Genomic DNA, 26,081 nt, shown 5'->3' with positions numbered 1-26,081 from the left:
ACGCACCCGAACCATAAACAGGCGCCCTGCCTGGACCCTCCCCCGAAATTGGTTCGCTTCCCGCCTGAACCAATCCCGCTCCTCCTCGCGAACCAGACTTCCGAACCTTTGCCGATTGGCCCGAAGCGGCGGGATCACGCCTGCCCTTGTGCCGGCCATCGGACCTTGCGGGTGAACCAATTTTCATTGGCATCGCTATTGCACTCCTCTTCTGCAGCCAGGCCCTGCTTCACGCAGCCCATGGCCTCCGGTTCACCCCCGTGACGAGAGACGCAGATGGACAGCATCGACACCGACGCAACCCGTGACACTTCGTCAAAGATGGCCCTCGACGCGTTGCGCCAACTGGTCGCGCAGCAGGCGGCCTTCCCGCAACGGCCGTTGCCGACCGAGCGCGATCTGGCGGTGGATTTCGGCGTCAGTCGCCGGGCCATTCGCCGCGCGCTGGCGGTGCTCGAAGCCGAGGGGCACATCTGGCGGCGGCAGGGCAAAGGCACTTTCGTCGGCCCTACCCCGCCGAGCGCGGCCATGAGCTTTGCCAAGCTGTCGAGCCGGACCAATTTCAGCGAGGTCATGGAAGCGCGCATCTATCTGGAACCGGCGCTGGCGTCACTGGCCGCCCTGCGCGCCAGCGGCGAACAGATGGCGATCCTGCGCCGGCTCGCCGAGCGCACCACCCACCAGCAACATGCCAGCGAACCCGACGCCGAAGGCATCGAACTGTGGGACAGCGCGCTGCACCGCGGCATCGCCGAAGCCGCCGGCAACCGCCTGATGCTCGATATCTTCGAAATGCTCGACGCCATTCGTCTTGACCCGGCCTGGCGCGACCTGCGCCAGCGCGCCCGCAACACCGATCGCCTGAGCACCTACAGCCACGACCACCACGACATCATCGGCGCCATCGAGAGCCGCGATCCGGCCAAGGCCGCCACCGCCATGCGCGGGCACCTGCGTGCGCTGCAACAGGCGCTCGATCACGTCATCCAGCAAGACCTCGAGGCCAGCGTATGAGTGCTTCACCCGCGAACACCCCATCGGTATTGAGCGTCAGCGACCTCACCGTGCGCTTCAAGGATGCCCCGGCCAATGTCGTCGACGGCGTGTCGTTCGCCATTCAGCCGGGCAAGACCCTGGCCATCGTCGGCGAGTCCGGCTGCGGCAAAAGCGTGACGTCCATGGCGTTGATGGGCTTGCTGCCCGACACCGCCACCGTCCAGGCCAGCGCCTCGAATCTGCTGGGCGAACCTTTGATCGGTATGTCCGACGAGCGCCTGCTGGACGTGCGCGGAAACCGCATGGCAATGATCTTTCAGGAGCCGATGACCTCGCTCAATCCGGTGTTCACCATCGGCGATCAGATTGCCGAGAGCGTGATTCGCCATCAGGGTCTGTCAGCCAGCGCCGCCCGCCAGCGCGCGCTGGAAATGCTGGAAAAGGTCCGCGTGCCTGATGCTCTTCAGCGCCTTGATGCTTACCCACACGAGCTGTCCGGCGGCATGCGTCAGCGCGCGATGATCGCTATGGCATTGGCCAACGACCCTGCGCTGATCATCGCCGACGAACCCACCACCGCTCTGGACGTGACGATTCAGGCGCAGATCCTTTCGCTGGTCGCCAGCCTCCAGGCCGAAACCGGCACGTCAATGATGCTCATCACCCACGACCTCGGCGTGGTCGCCGAAGTGGCCGACGAGGTCATCGTGATGTACGCCGGCCGCGTCGTCGAAAGCGGTTCGGTGAAGACCCTGTTCGATGATCCGCAGCACCCTTACACCATTGGCCTGATGGGCTCGATGCCCTCGGTCGGCCCTCGCGAAGGGCGTCTGGCAACGATCAATGGTCGTGTGCCGACGCCGGCCGAAATGCCCGGCGGTTGCCGCTTTGCCAGCCGGTGCCCATTCGTCATCGCCGCCTGCCGGGAAGCCCGTCCGCCGCTTCTGGAAGTCTCCGCCGGGCATTTCGCCGCCTGCATTCGCGTGCCACTTGAACAGCATCTGGGAGTCAGCGCATGAGCCTGTCAGGCCCACACATCGTGAACAACGGGGCGGCTGAGTCGGCACTGGAAAAGCCGATTCTGGAAAGCATCGCGGTGAGCAAACACTTTCACAGCGAAGCCGGATTGTTCCAGCGCAAAAAGCCGCCCGTGCAGGCGGTCAATGAGGTTTCCCTGGCCGTGCGCCGGGGCGAAACCCTGGCGCTGGTGGGTGAGTCCGGCTCGGGTAAATCGACCCTGGGCCGGGTGCTGCTGAACCTGCTCAAGCCCACCGCTGGCGACGTCATTTATGAAGGCCGCAACCTGGGCAACCTGCCCGCCGACAAGCTGCGTCAGGTACGCCGCGATCTGCAGATCATTTTCCAGGACCCGTTCGCCTCGCTGAACCCGCGCATGAGCGTGGAATCGATCATCGGCGAGCCGATCTGGCTGCACCGTGACGACAGCCGCAGCGCGCGTCAGGACAAAGTCGCTGAGCTGCTGCGCACGGTGGGTCTGGCGCCGGAGCACGGCAGCCGCTTTCCCCACGAATTTTCCGGTGGTCAGCGTCAGCGCATCGGTATCGCCCGGGCCCTGGCCTCGGAACCACGGCTGATCCTCGGCGACGAACCGGTGTCGGCGCTGGACGTCTCGGTGCAGGCCCAGGTGGTGAATCTGCTGGAAGACCTCAAGCACCAGTTCGGCCTGACCCTGCTGATCGTCGCCCACGGCCTCGCGGTGATCCGCCACATGAGCGACCGCGTGGCAGTGATGTACCTCGGCGAGATCGTCGAACTGGCGCCGGTCAACGCGCTGTTCGAAACGCCGTTTCATCCTTACACGCAAGCGCTGATGGCCGCCGTGCCGGTCAGCCATCCCGATCTGCGCCGTCCGCGGCCGTTACTCGGCGGTGACATGCCAAGCCCGAGCAAGCCGCCGTCCGGTTGCCGCTTTCACACCCGTTGCCCCCACGCCAAGCCGCTGTGCCGCGAGGCGAAGCCGCTCTTCGAAAGCGTCGAGCCGGGGCGTCAGGTGGCCTGCCATTACTGGCGCGAAATCGCCAATGCCGGCGCCGGTTCGCTGATCGTGCCCACGCCCAGCGCCGCCTACAGCCAGCGCCTGAACCTGTTCAAAAGCCATCAAGCCCTTTCTCTGGAGAGTCAGCCATGAAGTTCGCCCACCTGATGACAACCACGTTGTTGCTGCTCGCTGCGAATGCGGCTGTCGCCGAAACCACCCTGCGCATCGGCATTCAGGACGACCCTGACATGCTCGACCCGCACCGCTCGCGCACTTACTCGGGGCGTCTGGTCTACACCGCGCTGTGCGACAAGCTGGTGGACGTCAATCCGGACCTGACCTACGCACCGCAACTGGCCACCGCGTGGAACTGGAGCGAGGACGGCAAGACGCTGACCATGACCCTGCGCGACGGCGTGACCTTCCACGACGGCGAGGTGTTCGACGCCGCCGCCGTGAAGTTCAACCTCGACCGTGCGCGCACCCTGCCCGACTCCCTGCGCAAGAGTGAACTGGCGTCGGTGGAGAACGTTGAGGTGATCGACGCGAAGACCGTGGCGATCAAGGTCAAGCAGCCCGACGCGACGCTGATCTCGCAACTGTCCGACCGCGCCGGGATGATGCTCGCACCCAAGGCCTCGGCGACCGACGTGGCCTCCAAGCCGGTGTGTTCCGGGCCCTACAAATTCGTTCAGCGGGTGCAGCAGGACCGCATCGTGCTGGAGCGCTTCGATAACTACTGGAACAAGCAGGCGTACCACTTCGACAAGGTGATTTTCCTGCCGATTCCGGACACCTCGGTGCGCCTGGCAAACCTGCGTTCCGGCGACCTGGACATCATCGAACGCGTCGCGCCCACCGACGTGAAGACCGCCAAGGCCGACAGCCACGTGCAGGTGTTCAGCACGCCGGGCCTGGGCTACATGCAGCTGATGTACAACACCAACAACGGCGACAAAGCCAACACCCCGATGGGCAAGGACAAGCGCGTGCGCAAGGCCTTCGAGCTGGCGATCGACCGTGACGCGATCAATCAGGTGGTGTTCGAAGGCCTGTACGCGCCGAGCGCCCAGCCGTTCCCGAAAAACAGCCCGTATTACGACAAGGACTTGCCACTCCCGACCCGTGACGTCGAAGCCAGCAAAAAACTGCTCGCGGAAGCCGGGGTCAAGACGCCCCTCGCCGTGGAGCTGAAAGTCGCCAACAACCCCATCGCCCAGCAGGTCGGCCAGATCATTCAGGCGATGGCCGAAGAGGCTGGCTTCAAGGTCAATCTGATCGCCACCGAATACGCCACGCTGCTCAGCGAGCAACAGGCCGGCAACTTCCAGATCGGCATGAGCGCCTGGTCGGGCCGCCCTGATCCGGATGGCGACATCCACCAGTTCGTGACCTGCAAGGGCGGCCAGAACGACGGGCATTTCTGTGACCCGAAACTCGACGAGCTGCTGAACAAGGCGCGCACCGTGAACGATCAGGCCCAGCGTCAGGCCATCTACTTCGAGGCCCTGCGCCTGCTCGCCGAAGACGTGCCGACCAGCTACCTGTACTTCGATCCGCGAATCATCGCCATGCGCAGCAACCTCACCGGTTTCGTGCCCAACCCCGATGGTTTGATTCGCTTGAACAACGTCGCTTTCAAATGACAGCGGCGCCCGTGGACAACCGCTTCGGCCGCGAGGATTCGTCATGCTGACATTCATCCTGCGACGCCTGCTCAGTGCCATTCCGACGCTGATCCTGGTTTCGCTGTTCGTCTTCACCCTGCAAAAGCTGCTGCCCGGTGATCCGGTGCAGGCCATGGCGGGTGAAGAGCGCGACCCCGCGGTGATGGAATACCTGCGCGAGAAATACCGGCTCAACGACCCGCTGCCGCTGCAGTACGTGCACTGGGTCGGCAATGTCCTGCAGGGCGACTTCGGCACCTCGTTGCGCACCGAGCAACCGGTGACCGTGCTGCTGGCCTCAAAGCTGCCGGTGACCATCGAACTGGCGGTGCTGGCGCTGATCATCGCGCTGGTGATCGGCATTCCGACGGGGGTGATCTCGGCGGTGCGCAAGGGCACGTCGGTGGACTACGCGGCCAACGTGTTTGCCCTGTCGGGGATCTCGATTCCGCACTTCTGGCTGGGAATTCTGTTGATCATGATCTTCGCCGTGAAGCTGCAGTGGCTGCCGGCCTCGGGCTTTGTGCCGCTGGGTGAAGACGTCGGGCAGAACCTGAAAACCCTGATCCTGCCGGCCTTCGTGCTGGGCGCCGGGCTCTCTGGCGTGCTGATGCGCCACACCCGCAGCGCGATGCTCGAAGTGCTGCGCGCCGACTACGTGCGCACGGCACGGGCCAAAGGTCTGTTCCCGCGCACGGTGATCTTGAAGCACGCCCTGCGCAACGCGCTGATGCCCATCGTCACGCTCACCACGCTGCTGTTTGGCGAATTGCTTGGCGGCGCGGTGCTGACCGAGCAGGTCTTCAGCATTCCCGGCTTCGGCAAAATGATTGTCGATGCCGTGTTCAACCGTGATTACGCCGTGGTGCAAGGCGTGGTGCTGTGCGTTGCGATCGGCTTTCTGCTGCTGAATCTGCTGGCGGACGTGCTCTATCGCCTGATCAATCCGCGTCTGAGGACTGCCTGATGACTTCGATTGCGACCCATCCTTCGGCGCCGCTGAATACGCCGTCCCAGGCGCCGTTGAGAGAGCCGCTGCGGCCGCGCACCCGCTCGCCGTTCGTGAAGAAATTCCTCGCCAACAAGGGCGCGGTGGTCGGCGCGGTGGTGCTGATCGTCTTCATTCTCGCCGCGCTGCTGGCGCCGTGGATTGCGCCCCATGATCCGCTTAAAGCCAACTTCCTTGCCGTGCGCAAGGCGCCGTCGCTGATCTACTGGCTGGGCACCGACGAGCTGGGCCGCGACCTGTTCTCCCGCCTGCTCTGGGGTGCGCGCAGTTCGTTGCTGGCCGGCGGGGTTTCGGTGGCGATTGCCATGGTCATCGGCGTGCCGCTGGGCCTGTTGGCCGGTTACTTCGGCGGCAAGCTCGACGCGGTGATTTCACGCATCATGGAAGCGCTGCTGTCGTGTCCGTTTCTGGTGCTGGCGATTGCCCTGGGCGCGTTTCTCGGCCCGAGCCTGAGTAACGCCATGATTGCCATCGGGCTGTCGGCGATGCCGATTTTCTCGCGCCTGACCCGCGGTCAGGTGCTGGCGATCCGTCACGAAGATTACCTGGAAGGCGCCCGTGCCATCGGCCTGCCGGACCGCTGGATCATCCTGCGCTACGTGCTGCCGAACGTGCTCTCGCCGCTGGTGGTGCAAGCGACGCTGACCATCGCTTCGGCGATTCTGGCGGAAGCGAGCCTGTCGTTCCTCGGTCTGGGCCAGCAACCGCCCTCGCCGTCCTGGGGCTCGATGCTCAACACCGCGAAGAACTTCATGGAACAGGCGCCGTGGATGTCCATCGCCCCCGGCGTGGCGATCTACATCACGGTGCTGTGTTTCAACCTGCTGGGCGACGGGCTGCGTGATGCCCTCGATCCGAAAAGCTGACGGCGCTCGCGCTTATACGCCGAAGCTGCGCCTCTATAACCGATCAACTGCCAAGAAGAGAACGACTGCATGTTCGATGATCTGGATTACAGCCAACCCTACGCGTCCGCCCGCTCGCCGGTGATGGGCAACAACATGGTCGCCTGCTCGCAACCGCTGGCCGCCCAAGCCGGGCTGGACATGCTGCGTCAGGGCGGCAACGCCGTTGACGCCGCCATCGCCGCCGCCATGGTGCTGACCGTGGTCGAACCCACCGGTTGCGGCATCGGCAGCGACGCGTTCGCCATCGTCTGGGACGGCAAGACGTTGCAGGGCCTCAACGCCTCGGGCCGCTCGCCGAACGCCTGGACGCCGGAGCATTTTGCCGGTCAGCCGGAAATGCCCCAGCGCGGCTGGGCCTCGGTGACGGTGCCGGGCGCGGTATCGGCCTGGGTCGCGTTGTCCGAGCGCTACGGCAAGCTGCCCTTCGCCACCCTCGCCGCACCCGCCATCGGCTATGCGCGGGACGGTTATCAGGTGACGCCGATCATTGCCGAACTGTGGCGGCGTGGCGCCGGGCTGTTGAAGGATCAACCCGGCTTTGCCGAGTGCTTCCTGCAAGGCGGCAAAGCGCCGAAGGCCGGGGAGAAAGTCACGCTCAAGGATCACGCTAAGACGCTTGAGCTGATTGCCGAAACTAAGGGCGAGGCGTTCTATCGCGGCGAACTGGCCGAAGCGATGATCACTCACGCCAACGCCAATGGCAGCGTCATGAGCCTTGAGGATCTGGCGAACCATCGGGTGGACTGGATCGATACTTTGTCGGTGCCGTACGCCGGCGCCGTGGTCCACGAGCTGCCGCCGAATGGTCAGGGCATCGCCACGCTGGCGGGTCTGGGCATCCTTGAAGCGCTGGGCGTGGGCGAGCAGCCGGTGGACAGCGTCGAGACCGTGCACCCGGTGCTGGAAGCGATGAAGCTGGCGCTGGCCGATCTCAACCAGCACGTCGCCGACAACGACCACATGCGCGTCGCCGCTGAACACATGCTGGACCCGGCCTACCTGCGCGACCGCGCGGCGTTGGTCGGCGAACAGGCACAAGACCCGCTGCACGGTGCGCCCAAGGCCGGCGGCACGGTGTACCTGTCGGCGGCGGACGAGAGCGGCATGATGGTCTCGTTCATCCAGTCGAACTACATGGGTTTTGGTTCCGGTGTGGTGGTGCCGGGCACGGGCATCAGCCTGCAGAATCGTGGGGCGGGTTTTACCCTGGACGCGGATCACGTCAACACCGTGGCACCGGGCAAGCGGCCGTTTCACACCATCATTCCGGGCTTTGTGATGAACGCCGACGGCACGCCGCTGATGTCCTTCGGCCTGATGGGCGGGCCGATGCAGGCGCAGGGGCATTTGCAGATGATGCTGCGCATCCTGCGCTACAAGCAGAACCCCCAGGCCGCCGCCGACGCGCCGCGCTGGCGTATTGAGTCCGGGCTGAAGGTTGCGGTGGAGCGCTCGTTTGATCCGCAGGTGATCGAAGCGCTGCGCGCCAAGGGCCACGACGTGGAAGTGGAAGACCCCAGCGGCGTGTTTGCCTTCGGCGGCGCGCAGATCATCCAGCGCACGGCCCATGGATATGTGGGCGGGACCGATCCGAGGAAAGACGGGCTGGTGGCGGCGTATTGAGTCACCCGGCATTGTAGGACCGGCTTCAGCCGGGAAGAGACAGGTCCTGCTGAGCCACAATGTCTTGATCCACCGGGGACAGATTAATTTACGGTGAAGCGCTGTAAATAAATCAGTCCCCTCTACCGAGTCCCCTTTACCGTTTACACGAATTCATTCGATTCACTCCCTGATTCAGCCAGACACCACCGCAACAATCCCCACCAGACTCAACACCATCACTGTGCAACCCAGCACCGCCACTTCACGCAATGGCGGCGGAATGCGCTCGTGGGTGATGCCCCGGGCGCTTTTGCGGTAGCGCGCGTTGAGGCCGATCTGGATCAGGAGGCCCGCCATCAACGAAAAAATGACCGGCAGCAGCGCCACCCACCCAAACGGCGGAATCCAGCGCAAAAACAGAATGCACACCCCGATCAACGTCAGCAGCGTCCGGCGCCAGGCCAGCAGTGTGCGTTCGGGCTGCAGACCGGGATCGTCGTGGCGCAATGGCGTCGACGACACGGCATGACCGCGCCGGTTCACGACGCGCCGTAAATCAGAAAGACGATCAGCCCCGCCGCCACCAACGCGCCCCCCATCGACAGAATCGGCACCAGCACCGGCAACGGCAGCGGCTTGCGTTGACGCATCGCCCGTTCGACTTTCAGCCAGCGCACACAGGCACTGGCGCTCACCAACAAGGCCAGCACCAGCAACGACAGCGCCACAGCCCGACGCAGGCCGGGGCTGAACACGTCACTGGTGAAGGCTTCGACCGCGATGCCGCCCGCCAGGAACGCCAATGCCGTGCGGATCCACGCAAGAAACGTGCGTTCATTGGCGAGGGTGAAGCGCGGGTCAGGCTCGCAGCCGCCGCCGAGCAGCGAAGCCGACAGGCGATCACGCTCCGGCGGCGTGACGGGGGCGCTTGCGGAAGGAGTGGCGGGAGGAATGACGTTGCCGGGCTCGGGGGGATTCATGTCGCACCGTGGTCGGGTAGATGCGACGGATCATACCGGTCATGCCCGGGAAAGGCCCGTGTCCACAGCGACATGGGGTTGCCTGTTGCCGCAACGTGCATAACCTGTAGGAGCGTGGCTTGCCCCGCGATCGGGGACGCAGTCCCCGTAAATCCTGGCAACGCGCTGTGCCTGGAAAAACGCGTTGGGCGGGTCACGACGGGTTCCCCGCCGATCGCGGGACAAGCCACGCTCCTACAGTCGGATTATCGGTTCGCCAAGTCCACCCACACTGCGCCATCGGGATACTGATAGCGCTCCAGCGTTTCGGCGTGCATTTCGATGCTGTACCCCGGCCGTTGCGGGGGCATGTAGCGGCCGCGGCGGATGACCACCGGATCGAGGAAATGCTCGTGCAGGTGATCGACGTATTCCAGCACGCGTTTGTCCAGGGAGCCGGACACGGCGATGTAATCGAACAGCGAAATGTTCTGCACGTATTCGCACAACCCGACCCCGCCACCGTGGGGGCATACCGGGATGTCGAACTTCGCGGCCATCAGCAGCACGATCAGCACCTCGTTCAGCCCACCCAGCCGTGCCGCATCGAGCTGGCAGAAATCCAGCGCGCCGGCCTGGAACATCTGTTTAAACATCACCCGGTTGTGGCAATGCTCACCGGTGGCCACGCCAATCGGCGCGATGCGCTGGCGGATCGTCGCGTGACCGAGGATGTCGTCGGGGTGGGTCGGTTCTTCGATCCACCAGGGCTCGAACGCCGCCAGACGGCGCATGTTGCTGATCGACTGCTCGACGCTCCAGACCTGATTGGCGTCCATCATCAGGGTGCGTTCCCAGCCCAGTTCGTCCCGCAGGATCGCGGCGCGGCGCAGGTCTTCTTCGATGTCCGCACCGATCTTCTGCTTGATGTGGGTCCAGCCTTCGGCCACGGCTTCGCGGGCCAGCCGGCGCATCTTCTCTTCCGAATAACCCAGCCAGCCCGGCGCGGTGGTGTAGCCCGGATAGCCCTCCTCCCGCATCTGCGCCTCGCGCTTCGCTTTGCCCGGCACTTGGCGACGGAGCAACGCGATGGCTTCTTCGGGAGTGATGGCGTCGGTGACGTAGCTGAAGTCCAGGCACTTGACCAACTGCTCAGGGGTCATGTCGGCCAGCAACTTCCAGACCGGCTTGCCCTCGACCTTGGCCCACAGGTCCCACACCGAATTGACCAGCGCGGCGGTGGCCAGATGGATCACGCCTTTTTCCGGCCCCAACCAGCGCAATTGGCTGTCGCCGGCCGTGATGGTGTGCCAGAACGCGCCCATGTCCGCAGTGATCGATTCCAGGCTCAGCCCCACCACGCAGGGCGCCAGGGAGTGAATCGCGGCGGCGCAGATCTCATTGCCCCGCCCGATGGTGAACGTCAGGCCGTGGCCTTCCAGCCCGTCCGGTGAATCGGTGTGCAGCACGACATAGGCAGCGGAATAGTCCGGCGCGCTGTTCATTGCGTCGGAACCGTCGAGGGACAGGGAGGTGGGAAAGCGGATGTCGCGGACGGAAATGGACGTGATCTGCATGGTGGACTCTTGTTATGGGTAGCAAGATGGACGGGGGTGGGAGCGAGCTTGCTCGCGAAAGCGGCGTATCAGGCAAATTCGTAGCAGGTAAGACGCCTTCACGAGCAAGGTGGAACGCCACCCCGGTCACTCCCACAGGGACATGCGACTGTAGGACGGTTTGCGATACAGGCATAATCGCCAAATCCTAATCATCGATATCAAATCCGATATGTCAGATTCACCACCCTCCCCCGATCTGCCTGGCCCTTTCCCGATGCTGAAAATCTCCAGCCGGCAGATCGCGTTGCTCAACGCGTTGGGCGAACTGGGCAATCTGCGCAAAGCTGCCGCCGCCATTCACACCACCCAGCCGGCCGCCAGCCTGTTGTTGCAACAGATGGAAGAGCGCCTTGGCGTGCAACTGTTCGAACGCTTGCCGCGCGGCATGCAGCCGACGCTGTCCGGCGAGGTGATGATTCGCTACGCCCAGGGCGCGCTGCATGAGTTCGAATACGCCGAAGCGCAGCTGGCCGAGCTGGCACGCGGGTCCACGGGGATGGTGCGCATCGGCACGGTGATGGGCCCGGTGCCGACGCTGCTGACCCGCGGCGTGCTGGCGTTCAAGGCCGCGCACCCGAAAGTGCGCATCGCCCTGGAAGTCGGCACCAGCGATGAATTGATACCGGCACTGATTCGCGGCGATTTCGATGTGGTGCTGGGCCGGCTGCCCGATCAGCTCGACGGCCAGAGCCTCGATATTCAGCTGTTCGAACAAGGCGAATGCATGCGCATCATCGCCCGGCCGCAGCACCCTCTGGTGAACCACAGCAACCTGACCCTGACGGAGCTGGCGCCGCTGACCTGGATCCTTCACCCCATCGGCAGCCCCATGCGGCGCCAGGTTGAGAACGCATTGCAGGCAGCGCAATTGATTGAGCCCCTGGACATCATCGAAACCCGTTCGATTCTGGCGACCACCTCGATGCTGGAATCCTCGGACATGATCGCCGTGGTACCCAATGACGTCGCCCGGCACTACGCCCGCTACGGCATGGTCGCCATTCTGCCGGTGGAGTTGCCGTTGAGCATGGCCAATCTTGGCCTGATGACGTCGAAAGCCCGGCCGATGTCGGCAGCGGTGAAGGCACTGCTCGCTTTCCTGAGCTCACGTTTCTAAAGTCGCAGACGGTCGGACGAATCGATAACCCTGCGTTATCGCTCAATCGAAACCTTTCATTGGGAAATTACCCACCGGCTTCATAGAGTGGCTGAAAATCGGCCGGCAACGTCCGCACTTACGGGGCGGCTGCTTGAGAGGTCGTGAATAACAATAACCGGCCAGCCACGGTGCCGATCTCCGACGCAAGCCGTCGTCTCGCCCCGCTGATGCAGGCCGCCACCGTCATGAGAGGCCGCATGGAACTCATCGCCAAAACGCCTGCGTTCGACAGCAGCGCGCTGTTCATCCGCCTGAATCCCCTCGATAACGTGCTGATCGCTCGCCAGGCGCTCAACGAAGGCACGCACTTGGACGAAGAAAACGTCACCGTCTCGCAGCCGATTCCTTCCGGGCACAAGGTCGCGGCGGTTCGGGTCGAGCAGGGTCAGCCGCTGCGGCGTTACGGCCAGATCATCGGCTTCGCTTCACAGCCCATCGAGGCCGGGCAGCATGTGCATGTGCACAACGTCGAGATGGGCGACTTCTCCCGTGACTACGCCTTTGGCGTCGATGCCCACGAAACGCCGAAAACCGAGGCGTTCTTTCAGGGCATCGTGCGCGCCGACGGCCGTGTCGCGACGCGCAATTACATTGGCATTCTCACCTCGGTGAACTGCTCGGCCACCGTGGCCCGGGCCATCGCCGACCGTTTCCGCCGCGATATCTTCCCCGAGGCACTCGCGGACTACCCGAACATCGACGGCGTGGTCGCGCTGACCCACGGTTCGGGCTGCGCCATCGATTCCAAGGGCGAGGCCATCGACCTGCTGCGCCGCACCCTGGCAGGTTACGCCGTGCACCCGAACTTTGCGGCGGTGCTGGTGGTGGGCCTGGGCTGCGAGACCAACCAGATTCAGGACATGCTCGACAGCCAGGGCCTGAAAGCCAGTGACCAACTGCGCGCCTTCACCATTCAGGGCACCGGCGGCACGTCGAAGACCATCGCCAGCGGCATCACTCAGGTGCAATCGCTGCTGCCCCAGGCCAACCGGGTCACCCGCGAGACCGTCAGCGCCCGGCACCTGATCGTCGGCCTGCAATGTGGCGGCTCCGACGGCTACTCCGGCATCACCGCCAACCCGGCGCTGGGCAATGCGGTGGATCGGCTGGTGGCGGCGGGCGGCACGGCGATTCTGTCGGAGACCCCGGAGATTTACGGCGCCGAGCATTTGCTGACGCGGCGGGCGGCCAGTCAGGCCATCGGCGAAAAGCTCGTTCAGCGCATTCACTGGTGGGAAGACTACTGCCAGCGCATGAACGCCGAGCTGAACAACAACCCGTCCGCCGGGAACAAGGCCGGCGGGCTGACGACCATTCTGGAGAAGTCCCTGGGCGCGGTGGCCAAGGCCGGCTCGACCAACCTGATGGGCGTGTATGAATACGCCGAAGCCGTCCGCGCCCAGGGCCTGGTGTTCATGGACACGCCGGGCTACGACCCGGTCTCTGCCACGGGGCAAGTGGCCGGCGGCGCCAACCTGATTGCATTCACTACCGGTCGCGGTTCCGCCTACGGTTGCGCGCCGACGCCGTCGATCAAGCTGGCGACAAATAACCGCGTATTCGAATTTCAGCAGGAAGACATGGACGTGAATTGTGGGGGCATCGCCGACGGCACGACGACAATCGAAGAACGCGGCGCGTACGTGTTCCAGATGATGCTGGACATTGCCTCCGGCGCCCGCAGCAAAAGCGAACAACACGGTTATGGGCAAAACGAATTTGTGCCGTGGCACATCGGTGCGGTGACCTGACAGGACAGGCTGCCTTGGTAGGACCGGCTTCAGCCGGGAAGCTGTCTGGGTTTCAGTGGGACCGGCTTTAGCCGGGAAGCTTTTCCAGCGTCACACGGCAACATGGATGGTGCCCAAACCGGCCCCTTCCCGACTGAAGCCGGTCCTACACGAACGAAGCCGTCAAGCCCCACAACAATAAAAAAGGTGCGCAATGAAATCCCTCAAGACTTACCAGACGATCACCATCGTCTTCCTGATGCTGTTCGGGATCGTCAATTATCTGGACCGCAGCGCGCTGTCCATCGCCAACACGACGATTCAGAAAGACATGCTCATCAGCCCCTCGGAAATGGGCATTCTGTTGTCGGCGTTCTCGCTGGCTTATGCCTTTGCGCAGTTGCCGATGGGCATGATCATCGACAAGCTCGGCAGCAAGATCGCCTTGGGCGGCGCGCTGATGGTGTGGTCCCTCGCGCAGACGGCATCGGGCTTCGTCAACAGCTTCAGCGGCTTCTTCGCCCTGCGCGTACTGCTGGGGATCGGCGAGGCACCGATGTTTCCGTCAGCCGCCAAAACCCTCAACGAGTGGTTCGAGGAGCACGAGCGCGGCACCCCGACGGGCATCGTCTGGTCGGCGACCTGCATCGGGCCGTGCCTGGCGCCGCCGCTGCTGACGCTGTTCATGGTCAACTTCAGCTGGCGCGGGATGTTCATCATCACCGGTGTGCTCGGCATCGTCCTGTCGCTGTGCTGGCTGGTGTTCTACAAAAGCCGCGCGCAGTACCTGAAGGCGCTGGCGGCTGAGGGCCGTGAACCGGCCGTTCAGGTGGTTCAGGCCGATGCTGCGCCAAAGGCTTCGTTCTTCGCCGGCTGGCTGGACCTGTTCAAGCACCGCAGCACCTGGGGCACGTTCCTCGGTTTCATGGGCGTCATCTACATGCTCTGGTTGCACCTGACCTGGCTGCCCGGCTACTTCCAGCGCGAACACGGCCTTGACCCCTATCAAACCGCCTGGGTGGTGTCGTTCGCCTATGTATTCGGTGCGATTGGCACCATCGCCGCCGGACGCATCTGCGATCGGCTGGTCAGGCGCGGCGTCGGTGTGCTCAACAGCCGCAAATACACAGTGATCGGCGGGCTGGTGTTCGCTGCGGTCTTCACCCTGCCATTGACCTTCGTTACCGGCCTGAGCGGTTGCGTCGCCCTGCTCTGCCTGGCGCTGTTCGGCATCAACCTGTCCAGCGCCACGGCGTGGATGGTGGTCAACACCGTAGTCGACACCAAACGCGTGGCGTCACTGGGTTCTATCCAGAATTTCGGCGGCTACATCGCAGGCTCCATCGCGCCGATCGTCACCGGGTTCAGCGTGCAGTATTCCGGCACCTTCGCCACGGCCTTTGCGGTCAGCGCCATCGTGGCGTTGCTCTCGGCGGTCGCCTACTTTGTGCTGCTCAAGGCGCCGATACCCGAACACACCAACACGGCGCAGAAGGACTGGCAGGCGAATCTGGATGAGGTGCAAGGGCGTCGGGTTTGATCGGTGCTCCTTCAGCGGATTCCCGGGACCTCGCACCCGGTCCCAGGAATGCTGCAGTAGCCCGCCGAACGCAACGCCTGTGGGAGCGAGCTTGCTCGCTTCCACATGTCAACATCAGCCAAACTCGCACACCGGTCTATAACAACGTCACGCCCACACCGCAGCACATCTCCCGCAGAATTTATACGCCATAAATTTCCCTTCAAAATCCCGCACTTGTCCTACGCTGTGATTCAGACGGGTCGCTGTTGCGATGCTGCGTGTCCGAACGAGTGGATTGTTCGTCACAGTGGCGGGTCTGAAATCGTGACAGTCAGCGAGGGTGGGGTTTGAGACAGGTAGAAGGATCGGAGTTCGGCGTCAGAAACCGACGACTCAAACGCATGCCCGTATTGTGGCTGGCGGGGCTGTTTACCTTGTTGGTGTGCATATCCATCACGAGCATCACCGTCTGGCAATTGCGCCAGACGCGCATTCACGAGCTGGAGATCGCCAACACCAACGTCGCCAACCTTTCGCGCTCGATGGCGCAGCACGCCGATGACGCCTTCGATCAGGCACACATCGCCGTGTCCGCGGTGGTCGAGCGGCTTTCATTCGACGGTTTCGGCGCCGCCAGCGGTTCGCGGATGCACGATTATCTGCGCGCCACTGCCGCCAGCGTCGAACAGCTCCAGGGCCTGTTCATCTACGACAAGGACGGCAACTGGGCGGCCACCTCCCTCAACCACATGCCGGCCGGCGCCAACAATGCCGACCGTGAGTATTTTCGGTTCCATCAATCCATCGCCAGCAGCCTGCCCCACGTCGGTCCCGCCATCCAGAGCCGCACCACGGGTGACTGGATCATCCCGGTGTCGCGACGGGTGGACGATGAGATGGGCAACTTCGCCGGTGTGGTGCTGGCCACCGTCGAACTGAATTACTTCGAACGGTTCTTCGAGCGCTTCGACATCGGCAAGCATGGCGTCATCACACTGACCATGGCCGACGGGACCGTGTTGGCACGACGTCCGCTTATTCAAAACGTGCGCGGTACCTCCATTGGCGACGGCGAATTGTTCCGCCTTTACGTCCGCGAACACTACGAAGGCACGGCGAACGTCGTCTCGATGCTCGACCACGAACAGCGCCTGTACGGCTACAAGAAACTGGACCGCTACCCGATGGTGGTGCTCGCCGGTCTGTCCCAGCGCGAAGTGCTCGACGAGTGGCGGCAATACGCCTGGCGCTCGCTGGCGATCATCATCTGCGTGGTGGTCGCCAACCTGCTGTTTGGCGTGTTGCTGTTCCAGCAGATCCGTTTCGGCCTCAACGCCGAATCACAGCTGCGCATTGCCAGCCACTCGCTGGAAAAGCTCGCGCTGCAGGACAGCCTGACCGGCTTGGCCAATCGTCGGCATTTTCAGGAGATTCTCGGTCTGGAGTTTCTCAACGGGCAGCCGAACTTGCATCCGCTGAGCCTGATCATGATCGACATCGATTTTTTCAAGAGCTACAACGACAACTACGGACACGTCGCGGGCGACAAATGCATTGTCGCCGTGGCCGAGTGCATTCGCAGCAACATCAATCGTACCGGCGACCTGGCGGTGCGTTACGGCGGGGAAGAAATGGCCGTTTTCCTGCCCTACAGCGATATGCAGGGCGCGGTGAGCCTGGCGGAGAAAATCCGGCTGGCCGTGCTCACTCGAGCCCTTGAACACCACGGCAACCCGATCGGCATCGTTAGCATCAGTCTGGGGGTGTATGGCTGTAAAGCGCAGGAATGCGAGACCCTGGAAGACTTCGTCAAACGGGCGGATGCGGCGCTGTACGCCGCCAAACACCAAGGTCGCAATCGCACTGTGGCCTGGCAGGAGACGAAGCTGCTCAGTGCGCTGCCCGCGCCGTAACCATCTGCGCGACCTTGCCGCGAAACAGCTCCAGACGGTCGGCCGGCGCGTCGTATTCAACCACCAGCGCGCCCACCTCCTCACACTGCGCGACCTGGTAATGCGCAATGCTGGAGAGCTTCTCGTTAATCACCGCCACCGCCACCTGACCGCTGCGCGCCACCACGGCGCGCTTGAACTCGGCGACGTCCATGTCGAACGCGGTCACGCCTTTCAGCGCGTCCAGCGCACAGGCGCCGAGAAAGCACAGATCGAAATTGAAGTGGGCCAGTTGCTGAATGGTGGTGAAGCCGTAGGTGCTACCGGCGACGGGACTCAAGCGCCCGCCCAGCAAAATCACCTCCACCGACGGCAGCTTCATCAGCTCGACGGCGATCAGCGGCGCGTTCGTGGTGACGGTCAACGGCATGTGAGGATCAAGGGCTTTGGCGATGGCCAGATTGGTCGAGCCGCCGTCGATAAACACGTGCTGCCCGGCGCTGATCAATCCCGCCGCCGCGATACCCAACTGACGCTTGCGCCCGGGCTCATGCTCGACACGCATGGCCAGCGGCCCGTCCGACGCCAACGAAATCGCCCCGCCGTACACGCGTTTGCACAATCCGGCAGCCGCCAGCGCGCCCAGATCACGACGAATGGAATGCTCGGACACATTGAATTCGGCCGCCAGGTCCGCGGCGATCACCCTACCGTGCACGGCCAGACGCTCGGAGATCAAACGCTGACGCTCGCCGGGAAATGCTTCAGGGTTGGCAGACATGAGGCCTCGGTAAAGGGCTGAATCGATCAGAAACGAGCAGGATCATGCGGCGACGCCATTGGCAAAGTCAATGTGGCGGCGATTTGAGAAGACCCAGCTGGGCAGTGGATCTAACTGCGGCCAGACCACCGCCTTCGTGAGCAAGCTCACTCCCACATGGCCAGTGCTCGCCGTCGGACATCGCGGTTGCCTGAATGAACGGCCGGCGCCTCCAGTCTCTCAACTTGCGCCAATTTCCAAGAAAACAGAACACCGTGTGGGAGCGAGCTTGCTCGCGAAGATGCCGGTACATTCGCCGGATTTTCAGCGATGAAATACCGTGTCCTTGAGCCATGGGACGCGCCATCCCGGTCACGCCCACACGATCAATGTTGGCTACCCGCAGTGCAGCTCCAGGAAGACGGACGATCTGCCCTCCGCCCCACTTGAAGCGTCACTGCAACAACGAATAAACCAATGCCGAAATCGAGATCAACCCGATCACCACCACAAACACGTTCGACAGTTTGCCCGCATACCGGCGCATGGCCGGCACTTTGCGCACGGCGTACATCGGCATGAGGAACAGCAGTGCGGCAATGACCGGGCCGCCGAGGGTTTCGATCATCCCCAGAATGCTTGGGTTGAGCGTCGCCACCAGCCAGCAGACCACCAGCATGAAGCCTGCGGTCAGGCGATCGAGCAGACGTGGCGAAGGACGGCGGCCGGTCTTCATTACCAGACCTTTGAGGCCTTCACTCGCGCCGATGTAGTGGCCCAGAAACGACTTGGTGATCGCGACGAACGCAATCAGCGGCGCGGCAAACGCGATGGTCGGGTTGCTGAAGTGGTTGGCCAGATAGGACAGGATCGACAGGTTCTGCGCCTTGGCTTCCGCCAGTTGCTCAGGCGCCAGGGTCAACACGCAGCTGAAGACGAAGAACAGCACCATGACCACCATCAGCAGGTGGGCGCGGGCCAGGATTTGCGAGCTGCGCGGTTCGGCCTGCTCGCCGTATTGACGCTTCTGGTCGACGGCAAATGCCGAGATGATGGGCGAATGGTTGAACGAGAAGACCATCACCGGAATCGCCAGCCACAGGGTGTGCAGCAACGACGAGGGTGCCGGAAAGCTGCTGGCCGTGGTGAGAATGCCGCCGTTCCAGTGGGGAATCAGAAACACCGCGAGGAACAGCAAAGCCACGATAAACGGGTACACCATCAGGCTCATGGCCTTGACGATGATCTGCTCACCGCAACGCACCACCGCCAGCAAGCCAAGGATCAGCACAAACGCCAGCAGCGCCCGGGGCGGCGGCTGCACATGGAGTTGGTGCTCCATGAAACTGCCCACGGTGTTGGTCAGCGCCACGCTGTAGATCAGCAGGATCGGAAACACGGCGAAGAAATACAGCAGCGTGATCAAGGCACCGGCTTTCCTGCCGAAATGCTGCTCGACCACTTCGGTGATGTCCGCGCCATCGCGCCCCGACAGCACGAAACGGGTCAGCCCGCGGTGCGCGTAGAAAGTCATCGGAAAGGCCAGCACGGCCAGAATCACCAGCGGCCAGAACCCGCCGATACCTGCGTTGATCGGCAGAAACAACGTGCCTGCGCCGATGGCGGTGCCGAACAGCCCGAGCATCCAGGTGGTGTCGTTGCGGTTCCAGGTCGTTACGCTCGCGGGGGCGGCGTCGACGGTGTGTTCGACGCTGTTGGCCTGATCATTCATCCGGTCGATTCTCCGTTGCCGGTGATAGCTACATGGTCAAAAGCGCGTCGAAAAACGTGGCAGTCGGCGCCCCTGACCGGTTCTCTACAGGGAAAGGGGCGCGATTGTCCGGGATTGGAGAGCAGAATCAAAGGCTTGTCGGACCAAAAGCGTGCGGAACCGGAGGATGAAAGTTTCAAACCGGCTTAACTTCCGGCGCAAATAAGTAACTCTTCTTACTTATCAAAGCGGAAACTTCCCACGCCGGATATGCACAAATTAGTTCGCGAAACGAATTGTAAATCCACGGCAGTACACGTTTACTTCCTCCTGCACTAGGCTCTCGATCTACATTCAACCGCCCATGGAAGGCAACTCATGTTCAAGACTTTCGCTGTTATCACATTACTCACTGCCAGCTCGTTCGCCAGTGCAAATACTACCTCCGATCAATGCGCAACACTTGACAAGCAGCAGGCCGCAATGCTGTTCGACCGCTGGAATAACGCCCTGAAAACCGGCGATTCGAGCAAGGTGGCGGCGAACTACACCGCCGATGCCGTGCTGCTGCCCACCCTCTCCAACCAGCCCAGAACAGACCTTGCGGGCAAACTTGATTACTTCAATCACTTCCTTGAAAACAAACCGGTGGGCACTGTCGACAGCAGCACTGTGATGACAAGTTGCAATACCGCAATCGACACAGGCCTTTACACTTTTCGTTTTAACGACCACTCAAGCGTCAAAGCGCGTTACACCTTCACTTATGCACACGTGGATAACCAGTGGCTGATTACATCCCACCATTCCTCAGCCATGCCCGAGTAACGCACATTCAGTAAACAGCCGGCCTGACGTCCAACGCCAGGCCGACTCACATTTCAGACCCTTCCCACACCTCACTCGCCTGCGACGTCGCGCCGCAACGGCATGCTCAGCTCCACCCGCAAACCGTCCTGACGGCTGTCAAAGCGCAGCGAACACGCACAGCGTTGAACGATGGCCTGGACAATCGCCAGGCCCAGGCCAGCGCCGGGGCTTGTGCCGTTGCGCCAGAAGCGCTGGGTGAGCTTGTCCAGGTCCGGTTCGGGAATCCCCGGTCCATGGTCGCGAACGCGGAAATGCGCCTGCCCGTCGAAGGTTTCAACACTCAGTTCCACCTGCGCCGCGGCCTGGCTGTGGCGCAGCGCGTTGTCCAGCAGATTGCGCAGCGCGGCCACCGCCAGCGCCGCCGGCATCTGTACGGCGGCGCTGGACAACTGCGACGGCAGTATCAGGTCGATGCGCTGCTCGTCGCCGTGACTGGCGTCGTGAATGGCCAGCCGAGCGACCTGTTCGGCGTCGCACTGCACACCGTCATCAAACGACAGGCTGCCCTCGACCCGCGCCAACAGCAGCAGCTGTTCGAGGGTGCGGTGCATGCGATCGGCGCCCTCCTCCGCATGGCCCAGCGCTTTATCGCGTTTTTCGCCCTCGGTCATGCGCGCCACTTGCAGATGGGTTTTGATGGCAGTAAGCGGGCTGCGCAGTTCATGGGCGGCGTCGCCGGTCAGCCGACGCTCGCGCTCAAGGGTCTGGGCAATGCGCTGAAACAGCTGGTTCTGGCTGACCAGCAGCGGCTGCAACTCGCTGGGCAGGTTGGGCACGTCCAGCGGCTCGACCGAGTCGGCGCTGTGCCGATTCAAGGCATCGCGCATGCGGTTGAGCGGCGCCAGCCCCCTCCCGATGCCGAACCAGACCAGCGCCAGGCTGCCGAACAGAGCGACGAGCACCGGCACCGACGCCGCCAGCAGCACCGAGTGCCCCAGCACGTCGCGCTCGATCTGCCGGTCGGCGGTGCTCACCCGTACATTGCCATGCATCATCGTGTACACGCGCCAATGGTCGCCGTTGATCATCTGGTCATGGAAGCCGCTGGCGTCGGCCTTCAGCGGTTCGCTCGGCGAGCTGTCGGTGCGCGCCAGCACCTGCCCGCGCAGGGAGCTCAACTGACATGCCATGCCGTTGGGCAACGCCGGATCGTCGGCCCGCAGCGAGCGGGTGTCGCTGCCGGTGGGCATCTGCATCTGCTCGAGCAGCCCGGCGACCATGCGCGCCGAGGCCTCAAGGCGTTGATCGAGGGACTGCATCATCTGCGTGCGCAAGTCGCGCAGCATCCACGCCGCCGCCAGCACCCAGATCAGAATGAACGCCGAGCCCAGAATCAGACTCAGCCGCGTGCGCAGGCTCATCATGGCGTGGGCTCCGAATCATGGCCGGCCGGGCCGAGGCGATAACCGAGCCCGCGGACGGTTTCGATAATGCGGCCGCCCAGCTTGCGCCGCAGGTGATGGATATGAACATTGAGGGCGTTGCTCTCCACTTCGTCGCCGAAGCCGTACACGCAGTCCTTCAACTGTTCGCCCGAAAGCACGCGACCGCTGTTGTTGAGCAACGCTTGCAGCAGGGCCTGTTCCCGGCGGGACAGATCGACCGGCTGACCGGCAAGGCGGGTTTCCCGGCTGCTCGGGTCATAGCTGAGCACGCCATGTTCGATCACATTGACGCTGCGCCCGGCCATGCGTCGCACCAGGGTGTGCAGGCGCGCGCTGAGTTCACGCAGGTCGAAGGGCTTGAGCAGGTAATCGTCCGCGCCGGCCTGCAAGCCGTCGACACGGTCGGTGACGGTATCGCGAGCGGTAAGAATCAGCACCGGGATTTCCACGCCCTGCTGGCGAATCTGGCGCAACAGCTTCAGGCCATCTTCATCGGGCAGGCCGAGGTCGAGGATCATCACGTCGAAATGTGCGGCCGACAGCATCGCCCGCGCCGATGAGGCCGTGGCCACGCGGTCCACTGTCAGGCCCTGGGCATCAAGGCCTGCGACGATGCCGCTGGCAATCAGGTCGTCGTCTTCACAAAGCAGTACGTGCATGGTCGGCCCCGAAAAAAGGCGATTGAAGCGCAGAGGGATTAACGGCGGATTATGCACGAGCCGCCGCAGACACGACGCGCCGCACAGCGTTAATCGACTGTTAATCGCCACTGCGCAGGCTGCGCCCCATTCATAAGGATTGGAAGGTGAGCATGCGTAGGTTGTGGTTGATGATTCTGATGCTGATCCCGTTACTGGCGCAGGCAGTGCCCGGCGGGGATCCCTTCCCGGCGAAATCCGGTCCTTCACTCTTCAGCGAGAAGCCTGATTTTCTGTCGGCGAAGGACGCCTTCATTTTTACCTCGCAGCGAATGGCGTCCGGGCAAACCCGCCTGTACTGGCAGATTGCGGACGGTTATTACCTGTATCAGCAACGGCTCAAGTTCGACGGACTGAGCCAGGAACAGCAGCCCGGCCTGCCGACCGGCGAGGACCATCACGACGAGTATTTCGGCCAGCAGCAGGTCTATCGGCAGGCCCTTGAACTGACAATCCCGGCCTCGGCCAACGGTCAGATCAAAGTGAGCTGGCAAGGCTGCGCCGATGCCGGGTTGTGCTATCCACCGCAAAGCCAGCTCGTTGATGTGGGCAGCGGCAACGCGCAACCGGCTAGCACTGAAAAAGGCAACAACGTCGGCAATCAGGCAGAGGACGAGGCACTGGCGAGTGGCCTGGCGCAGCGTTCACTGGCCCTGAGCCTGCTGGCGTTTTTCGGGTTGGGTCTGCTGCTGGCGTTCACGCCGTGTTCACTGCCGATGCTGCCGATCCTGGCCGGCGTGGTGGTCGGCAGCGGCGCAAGACCCGCCCAGGGCTTAGCGCTGGCGAGCGTTTACGTGCTGAGCATGGCGATGATCTACGCCGGGCTGGGCGTGGTCGCCGCGCTGTTGGGCAGCAACCTGCAATCGACCCTGCAACAGCCGTGGCTGCTGGGCAGTTTCGCGGTGCTGTTTGTGGTGCTGGCGCTGCCGATGTTCGGCTTCTTCGAGCTGCAGTTGCCGGGCTTCCTGCGCGATCGTCTGGAGAAGGCCGGGCGTCAGCGCCACGGCGGCAGTCTGTTGGGCGCCTCTGCGCTCGGCGCGCTGTCGGGACTGATGATCGGCCCGTGCATGACCGCCCCACTGGCCGGCGCGCTGCTGTATATCGCCCAGAGCGGCAATGCGCTGCACGGCGCGCTGGTGTTGTTCGTCATGGGCGTGGGCATGGGCCTGCCACTGTTGCTGCTGGTCACGGTCGGCACGCGCTTTCTGCCAAAACCGGGCGCCTGGATGAATGTAGTCAAAGGCCTCTTCGGCTTCCTGTTGCTGGGCACCGCGCTGATCATGATTCGGCCGTTGCTCGCCGAAGTACTGTGGTTGGGGCTGTTCGGCGCATTGCTGATCATCTTTGCCTACAGCGCCATCGTGCAGACCCGGCCGTTGCAACGCGCTTCACGCCTCTGCGCACCCGTCGGTCTGCTCGTGGGCCTGTGGGGCCTGATGATGGTGATCGGCGCGGCGGCGGGTGGCGACGATCCCTGGCAGCCGCTCAAGGTCTACAGCGGGTCGAAATCATCCACCCCAAGCGCGGCCCATGACGCGTTCACCACGATCAAGGACCCGTTGGCCCTGGACCGCGAACTCGCCGCTGCAGCAGCCGCTGGGCAGTGGGTGCTGGTCGACTATTACGCTGACTGGTGCGTGTCCTGCAAAATCATGGAAAAGACCGTGTTCGCCAAGGCTGAAACCCTGCAGGCCTTGAACGGCGTGCGCCTGCTGCGCCTCGATGTGACGGCCGACAACGACGCCAGCCGGGCGCTGCTTGATCGTTTCAACGTGCCGGGGCCGCCGACGCTGGTGTGGATCGCACCGGACGGCAGCGAAAGACGCGACCGGCGTATCACCGGCGAAGTGGGCCTCGACGGCTTTTTGCAGCACTGGCAAACCACCCGGGGGCGCGACTGATGCTGAGCTTTTCCGTGGGGCCGTTCGCCCTGTCGCTTAATCATTTGCTGCTGCTTGTTGCCTTGGCGCTGGCGACTTTGGTCGGCTGGATCAGTGGCCGCAAGCAGCGAATAAACCCGGAACGCGCCGTCTTCGGCCTGTTTATGTTCGGACTGCTGGTGGCGCGTCTGGCGTTCGTCGCCCGCTACTGGGCGCAGTATGAAAGCGACCTGCTGCGCATCGTTGATGTCCGCGACGGCGGGTTCAGTGCCTGGCCCGGTGTTCTGGCAATTGTGGTCGGCGCCGCTGTCATCGCGTGGCGCCGACCGTTGCAGCGCAGGCCACTGGGATGGGGCGTCGCCAGCGGGTTACTGTTCTGGTGGCTGAGTAGTCTGGCCATTGAAAGCCTGCGTCGGGATGTCCCGCTGCCGGATCTGACGCTGCGCAACGGCGCCGGCGAGTCCGTGCAGCTGCGCGATTACACAGGCCGCAAACTGGTGGTCAACCTGTGGGCGACGTGGTGCCCGCCGTGCCGCCGGGAAATGCCCGTGCTGCAAGCCGCGCAGCAGGCCAATCCCGACGTCGTATTTCTGTTCGTCAATCAGGGAGAAAGCCCCCGTGAAGTGGCGACGTTTCTCAGCAGCCAGGGTCTGCAACTGGGCAACGTGCTGTTCGATGACAGCGGCGAACTGGGTCGCCGTGCCGGTTCAGCCGCCCTGCCCACCACGCTGTTTTACGGGATGAACGGCCGTCAACTGGACGGGCATCTGGGCGAACTGTCCAGCGCCAGCCTCACCCATTACCTGAACGGCCTCAGCCAGCCGCCGAGCGCTTCTTCACCGACGTCTTCACAGCCTTCGTCACCCCCTTCTTCGCAACAGAGGACCACCCCATGAACATCTTGCGCCCTGCGCTCATCGCTATCGCCGTTTCGCTCAGCCTGCCAGGCGCGCTGGCCCACGCCGAAGAACTGCCCGCCCCGGTCAAGGCGCTTGAAGCCAAGGGCGCGACCATCAAAGGCAGCTTCGACGCGCCGGCAGGACTGAAGGGCTACGCCGCCGAGTACCAGAATCAGGGCATGGCGCTGTACCTGACCCCGGACGGCAAGCATGTGCTGGCCGGCAATCTGTTCAATGAAAAGGGCGAGGACCTGAGCACCGCGCCCCTGCAGAAGCTGGTCTATGGGCCGATGTCCGAGGCGATGTGGGGCCGCTTGGAAAACAGCACCTGGATCGCCGACGGCGCCAAGACTGCGCCGAAAATCATCTACCTGTTCAGCGACGCCAACTGCCCGTACTGCAACCTGTTCTGGGAGCAGGCGCGGCCTTGGGTCAAATCAGGGAAAGTGCAACTGCGCCACATCATGGTCGGCGTGATCCGCGAGGACAGCGCCGCCAAAGCCGCGAGCCTGCTGGCCGACGTGAACCCGGAACTGGCCCTGCAGAATCACGAGCAGGCGGGCAAAGCCAGCACGCTCAAGGCCATGCAGAACATCCCCAAAGACATCCAGGCCAAGCTCGACGCCAACATGAAACTGATGGAAGACATGGGCCTGTCCGCCACGCCGTCGATTTTCTACAAGGACGAGGCCGGGCACCTTCAGCAGCAACAAGGCGCACCCCGGCCTGAGGCGCTGGCGAAAATGATGGGGCCAAAATAGCCGAATATCCGCCGTCGTGGGCGGGCGGTGGCGGACGGAGCGCTCTGACCGG

22 protein-coding genes are annotated in these 26,081 nt (G+C 63.3%); 15 read left to right on the top strand and 7 right to left on the bottom strand.

The genetic code is table 11. The features are described from left to right. The first annotated feature begins 276 nt into the window (after window positions 1-276). From SLW74_RS09160 to SLW74_RS09130, 7 genes are all read left to right on the top strand, one after another. Window positions 277-1,014, top strand: a complete 738-nt coding sequence (locus SLW74_RS09160; RefSeq protein WP_410928673.1) for a FadR/GntR family transcriptional regulator — start codon at window positions 277-279, stop codon at window positions 1,012-1,014. After that, window positions 1,011-2,015, top strand: coding sequence for an ABC transporter ATP-binding protein (locus tag SLW74_RS09155; protein WP_065993030.1), 1,005 nt, complete (start codon window positions 1,011-1,013; stop codon window positions 2,013-2,015). Before SLW74_RS09160 ends, SLW74_RS09155 begins: the two co-directional genes overlap by 4 nt. Continuing rightward, window positions 2,012-3,145, top strand: a complete 1,134-nt coding sequence (locus SLW74_RS09150; protein ID WP_065993028.1) for an ABC transporter ATP-binding protein — start codon at window positions 2,012-2,014, stop codon at window positions 3,143-3,145. The genes SLW74_RS09155 and SLW74_RS09150 overlap by 4 nt, the downstream gene beginning before the upstream one ends. After that, complete coding sequence (locus tag SLW74_RS09145; protein WP_065993027.1) at window positions 3,142-4,641, top strand: ABC transporter substrate-binding protein; 1,500 nt, start codon at window positions 3,142-3,144, stop codon at window positions 4,639-4,641. The genes SLW74_RS09150 and SLW74_RS09145 overlap by 4 nt, the downstream gene beginning before the upstream one ends. A 43-nt stretch (window positions 4,642-4,684) precedes the next feature. Then, the gene (locus tag SLW74_RS09140; RefSeq protein WP_037011865.1) at window positions 4,685-5,629 is read left to right on the top strand and encodes an ABC transporter permease; all 945 of its coding nucleotides are present in this window, start codon (window positions 4,685-4,687) and stop codon (window positions 5,627-5,629) included. Then, window positions 5,629-6,537, top strand: coding sequence for an ABC transporter permease (locus tag SLW74_RS09135; protein WP_410928672.1), 909 nt, complete (start codon window positions 5,629-5,631; stop codon window positions 6,535-6,537). Before SLW74_RS09140 ends, SLW74_RS09135 begins: the two co-directional genes overlap by 1 nt. Window positions 6,538-6,606: 69 nt before the next feature. Continuing rightward, window positions 6,607-8,202, top strand: coding sequence for a gamma-glutamyltransferase family protein (locus tag SLW74_RS09130; RefSeq protein ID WP_410928671.1), 1,596 nt, complete (start codon window positions 6,607-6,609; stop codon window positions 8,200-8,202). A gap of 174 nt (window positions 8,203-8,376) precedes the next feature. Here SLW74_RS09130 and SLW74_RS09125 read toward each other — a convergent pair whose 3' ends face one another. The 3 genes from SLW74_RS09125 to SLW74_RS09115 form a co-directional block, all read right to left on the bottom strand. Then, window positions 8,377-8,727 (bottom strand): DUF202 domain-containing protein, encoded by a 351-nt coding sequence (locus SLW74_RS09125; protein WP_410928670.1) that lies wholly within the window; start codon window positions 8,725-8,727, stop codon window positions 8,377-8,379. Beyond that, window positions 8,724-9,164, bottom strand: a complete 441-nt coding sequence (locus SLW74_RS09120) for a YidH family protein (RefSeq protein ID WP_410928669.1) — start codon at window positions 9,162-9,164, stop codon at window positions 8,724-8,726. Before SLW74_RS09120 ends, SLW74_RS09125 begins: the two co-directional genes overlap by 4 nt. Before the next feature lie 245 nt (window positions 9,165-9,409). Then, window positions 9,410-10,720 (bottom strand): L-fuconate dehydratase, encoded by a 1,311-nt coding sequence (locus SLW74_RS09115; protein WP_410928668.1) that lies wholly within the window; start codon window positions 10,718-10,720, stop codon window positions 9,410-9,412. 256 nt (window positions 10,721-10,976) lie between these two features. On the opposite strand from SLW74_RS09115, the gene SLW74_RS09110 reads away from it, so the two are divergent. The 4 genes from SLW74_RS09110 (at window position 10,977) to SLW74_RS09095 (ending at window position 17,086) form a co-directional block, all read left to right on the top strand. Next, the gene (locus SLW74_RS09110; RefSeq protein ID WP_410928667.1) at window positions 10,977-11,879 is read left to right on the top strand and encodes a LysR family transcriptional regulator; all 903 of its coding nucleotides are present in this window, start codon (window positions 10,977-10,979) and stop codon (window positions 11,877-11,879) included. A 239-nt stretch (window positions 11,880-12,118) separates the two neighbouring features. Continuing rightward, window positions 12,119-13,672: a UxaA family hydrolase gene (locus tag SLW74_RS09105; protein WP_410928813.1), complete on the top strand. Its 1,554-nt coding sequence runs from the start codon at window positions 12,119-12,121 to the stop codon at window positions 13,670-13,672. 193 nt (window positions 13,673-13,865) lie between these two features. Then, window positions 13,866-15,191 (top strand): MFS transporter, encoded by a 1,326-nt coding sequence (locus SLW74_RS09100; protein ID WP_296309862.1) that lies wholly within the window; start codon window positions 13,866-13,868, stop codon window positions 15,189-15,191. Window positions 15,192-15,574: 383 nt separating this feature from the next. Continuing rightward, the gene (locus SLW74_RS09095) at window positions 15,575-17,086 is read left to right on the top strand and encodes a diguanylate cyclase (RefSeq protein WP_296309860.1); all 1,512 of its coding nucleotides are present in this window, start codon (window positions 15,575-15,577) and stop codon (window positions 17,084-17,086) included. On the opposite strand, the gene SLW74_RS09090 is transcribed toward SLW74_RS09095, so the two are convergent. Together SLW74_RS09090 and SLW74_RS09085 are read right to left on the bottom strand one after the other, a co-directional pair. Beyond that, window positions 17,064-17,846: a DeoR/GlpR family DNA-binding transcription regulator gene (locus SLW74_RS09090; protein ID WP_192133764.1), complete on the bottom strand. Its 783-nt coding sequence runs from the start codon at window positions 17,844-17,846 to the stop codon at window positions 17,064-17,066. The genes SLW74_RS09095 and SLW74_RS09090 overlap by 23 nt on opposite strands. Before the next feature lie 433 nt (window positions 17,847-18,279). Continuing rightward, window positions 18,280-19,557, bottom strand: a complete 1,278-nt coding sequence (locus SLW74_RS09085; RefSeq protein WP_065993011.1) for a serine/threonine transporter — start codon at window positions 19,555-19,557, stop codon at window positions 18,280-18,282. A gap of 357 nt (window positions 19,558-19,914) precedes the next feature. On the opposite strand from SLW74_RS09085, the gene SLW74_RS09080 reads away from it, so the two are divergent. Then, window positions 19,915-20,364, top strand: a complete 450-nt coding sequence (locus SLW74_RS09080) for an SgcJ/EcaC family oxidoreductase (protein WP_192133768.1) — start codon at window positions 19,915-19,917, stop codon at window positions 20,362-20,364. 71 nt (window positions 20,365-20,435) lie between these two features. Here the strand turns inward: SLW74_RS09080 and SLW74_RS09075 are convergent, their stop codons facing one another. After that, window positions 20,436-21,770: an ATP-binding protein gene (locus tag SLW74_RS09075; protein ID WP_410928666.1), complete on the bottom strand. Its 1,335-nt coding sequence runs from the start codon at window positions 21,768-21,770 to the stop codon at window positions 20,436-20,438. Then, window positions 21,767-22,450: a response regulator gene (locus SLW74_RS09070; RefSeq protein ID WP_065993005.1), complete on the bottom strand. Its 684-nt coding sequence runs from the start codon at window positions 22,448-22,450 to the stop codon at window positions 21,767-21,769. The genes SLW74_RS09075 and SLW74_RS09070 overlap by 4 nt, the downstream gene beginning before the upstream one ends. A gap of 152 nt (window positions 22,451-22,602) precedes the next feature. Between SLW74_RS09070 and dsbD the strand changes: the two genes are divergently transcribed. The 3 genes from dsbD to dsbG are packed head-to-tail and all read left to right on the top strand — an operon-like array spanning window position 22,603 to window position 26,029. Next, window positions 22,603-24,390 carry a protein-disulfide reductase DsbD gene (gene dsbD, locus SLW74_RS09065; RefSeq protein ID WP_410928812.1) on the top strand — a complete coding sequence of 596 codons (1,788 nt, stop codon included), beginning with the start codon at window positions 22,603-22,605 and terminating at the stop codon, window positions 24,388-24,390. Next, the gene (locus SLW74_RS09060) at window positions 24,390-25,265 is read left to right on the top strand and encodes a prolipoprotein diacylglyceryl transferase family protein (protein ID WP_410928665.1); all 876 of its coding nucleotides are present in this window, start codon (window positions 24,390-24,392) and stop codon (window positions 25,263-25,265) included. Before dsbD ends, SLW74_RS09060 begins: the two co-directional genes overlap by 1 nt. After that, window positions 25,262-26,029: a thiol:disulfide interchange protein DsbG gene (dsbG, locus tag SLW74_RS09055; RefSeq protein WP_410928664.1), complete on the top strand. Its 768-nt coding sequence runs from the start codon at window positions 25,262-25,264 to the stop codon at window positions 26,027-26,029. Before SLW74_RS09060 ends, dsbG begins: the two co-directional genes overlap by 4 nt. The last annotated feature ends 52 nt before the right edge of the window (window positions 26,030-26,081 follow it).

This window comes from Pseudomonas sp. W5-36 (assembly GCF_046540455.1).
Classification (GTDB): Bacteria; Pseudomonadota; Gammaproteobacteria; order Pseudomonadales; family Pseudomonadaceae; genus Aquipseudomonas; species Aquipseudomonas graminis_B.
The sequence above is the reverse complement of the archived record's forward strand: the minus strand, read 5'-3'. Positions and strand labels throughout refer to the sequence as shown.

What these genes read in the sequence shown, in the direction of transcription:
- SLW74_RS09070 (WP_065993005.1), bottom strand. Translation starts at nt 22,450, where the DNA reads ATGCACGTACTGCTTTGTGAAGACGACGACCTGATTGCCAGCGGCATC.
- SLW74_RS09095 (WP_296309860.1), top strand. Translation starts at nt 15,575, where the DNA reads ATGCCCGTATTGTGGCTGGCGGGGCTGTTTACCTTGTTGGTGTGCATA.
- SLW74_RS09090 (WP_192133764.1), bottom strand. Translation starts at nt 17,846, where the DNA reads ATGTCTGCCAACCCTGAAGCATTTCCCGGCGAGCGTCAGCGTTTGATC.
- SLW74_RS09130 (WP_410928671.1), top strand. Translation starts at nt 6,607, where the DNA reads ATGTTCGATGATCTGGATTACAGCCAACCCTACGCGTCCGCCCGCTCG.
- SLW74_RS09080 (WP_192133768.1), top strand. Translation starts at nt 19,915, where the DNA reads ATGTTCAAGACTTTCGCTGTTATCACATTACTCACTGCCAGCTCGTTC.
- SLW74_RS09150 (WP_065993028.1), top strand. Translation starts at nt 2,012, where the DNA reads ATGAGCCTGTCAGGCCCACACATCGTGAACAACGGGGCGGCTGAGTCG.
- SLW74_RS09075 (WP_410928666.1), bottom strand. Translation starts at nt 21,770, where the DNA reads ATGATGAGCCTGCGCACGCGGCTGAGTCTGATTCTGGGCTCGGCGTTC.
- SLW74_RS09100 (WP_296309862.1), top strand. Translation starts at nt 13,866, where the DNA reads ATGAAATCCCTCAAGACTTACCAGACGATCACCATCGTCTTCCTGATG.
- SLW74_RS09140 (WP_037011865.1), top strand. Translation starts at nt 4,685, where the DNA reads ATGCTGACATTCATCCTGCGACGCCTGCTCAGTGCCATTCCGACGCTG.
- SLW74_RS09105 (WP_410928813.1), top strand. Translation starts at nt 12,119, where the DNA reads ATGGAACTCATCGCCAAAACGCCTGCGTTCGACAGCAGCGCGCTGTTC.
- SLW74_RS09145 (WP_065993027.1), top strand. Translation starts at nt 3,142, where the DNA reads ATGAAGTTCGCCCACCTGATGACAACCACGTTGTTGCTGCTCGCTGCG.
- SLW74_RS09115 (WP_410928668.1), bottom strand. Translation starts at nt 10,720, where the DNA reads ATGCAGATCACGTCCATTTCCGTCCGCGACATCCGCTTTCCCACCTCC.
- dsbD (WP_410928812.1), top strand. Translation starts at nt 22,603, where the DNA reads ATGCGTAGGTTGTGGTTGATGATTCTGATGCTGATCCCGTTACTGGCG.
- SLW74_RS09110 (WP_410928667.1), top strand. Translation starts at nt 10,977, where the DNA reads ATGCTGAAAATCTCCAGCCGGCAGATCGCGTTGCTCAACGCGTTGGGC.
- SLW74_RS09085 (WP_065993011.1), bottom strand. Translation starts at nt 19,557, where the DNA reads ATGAATGATCAGGCCAACAGCGTCGAACACACCGTCGACGCCGCCCCC.
- SLW74_RS09160 (WP_410928673.1), top strand. Translation starts at nt 277, where the DNA reads ATGGACAGCATCGACACCGACGCAACCCGTGACACTTCGTCAAAGATG.
- SLW74_RS09135 (WP_410928672.1), top strand. Translation starts at nt 5,629, where the DNA reads ATGACTTCGATTGCGACCCATCCTTCGGCGCCGCTGAATACGCCGTCC.
- SLW74_RS09120 (WP_410928669.1), bottom strand. Translation starts at nt 9,164, where the DNA reads ATGAATCCCCCCGAGCCCGGCAACGTCATTCCTCCCGCCACTCCTTCC.
- SLW74_RS09060 (WP_410928665.1), top strand. Translation starts at nt 24,390, where the DNA reads ATGCTGAGCTTTTCCGTGGGGCCGTTCGCCCTGTCGCTTAATCATTTG.
- dsbG (WP_410928664.1), top strand. Translation starts at nt 25,262, where the DNA reads ATGAACATCTTGCGCCCTGCGCTCATCGCTATCGCCGTTTCGCTCAGC.
- SLW74_RS09155 (WP_065993030.1), top strand. Translation starts at nt 1,011, where the DNA reads ATGAGTGCTTCACCCGCGAACACCCCATCGGTATTGAGCGTCAGCGAC.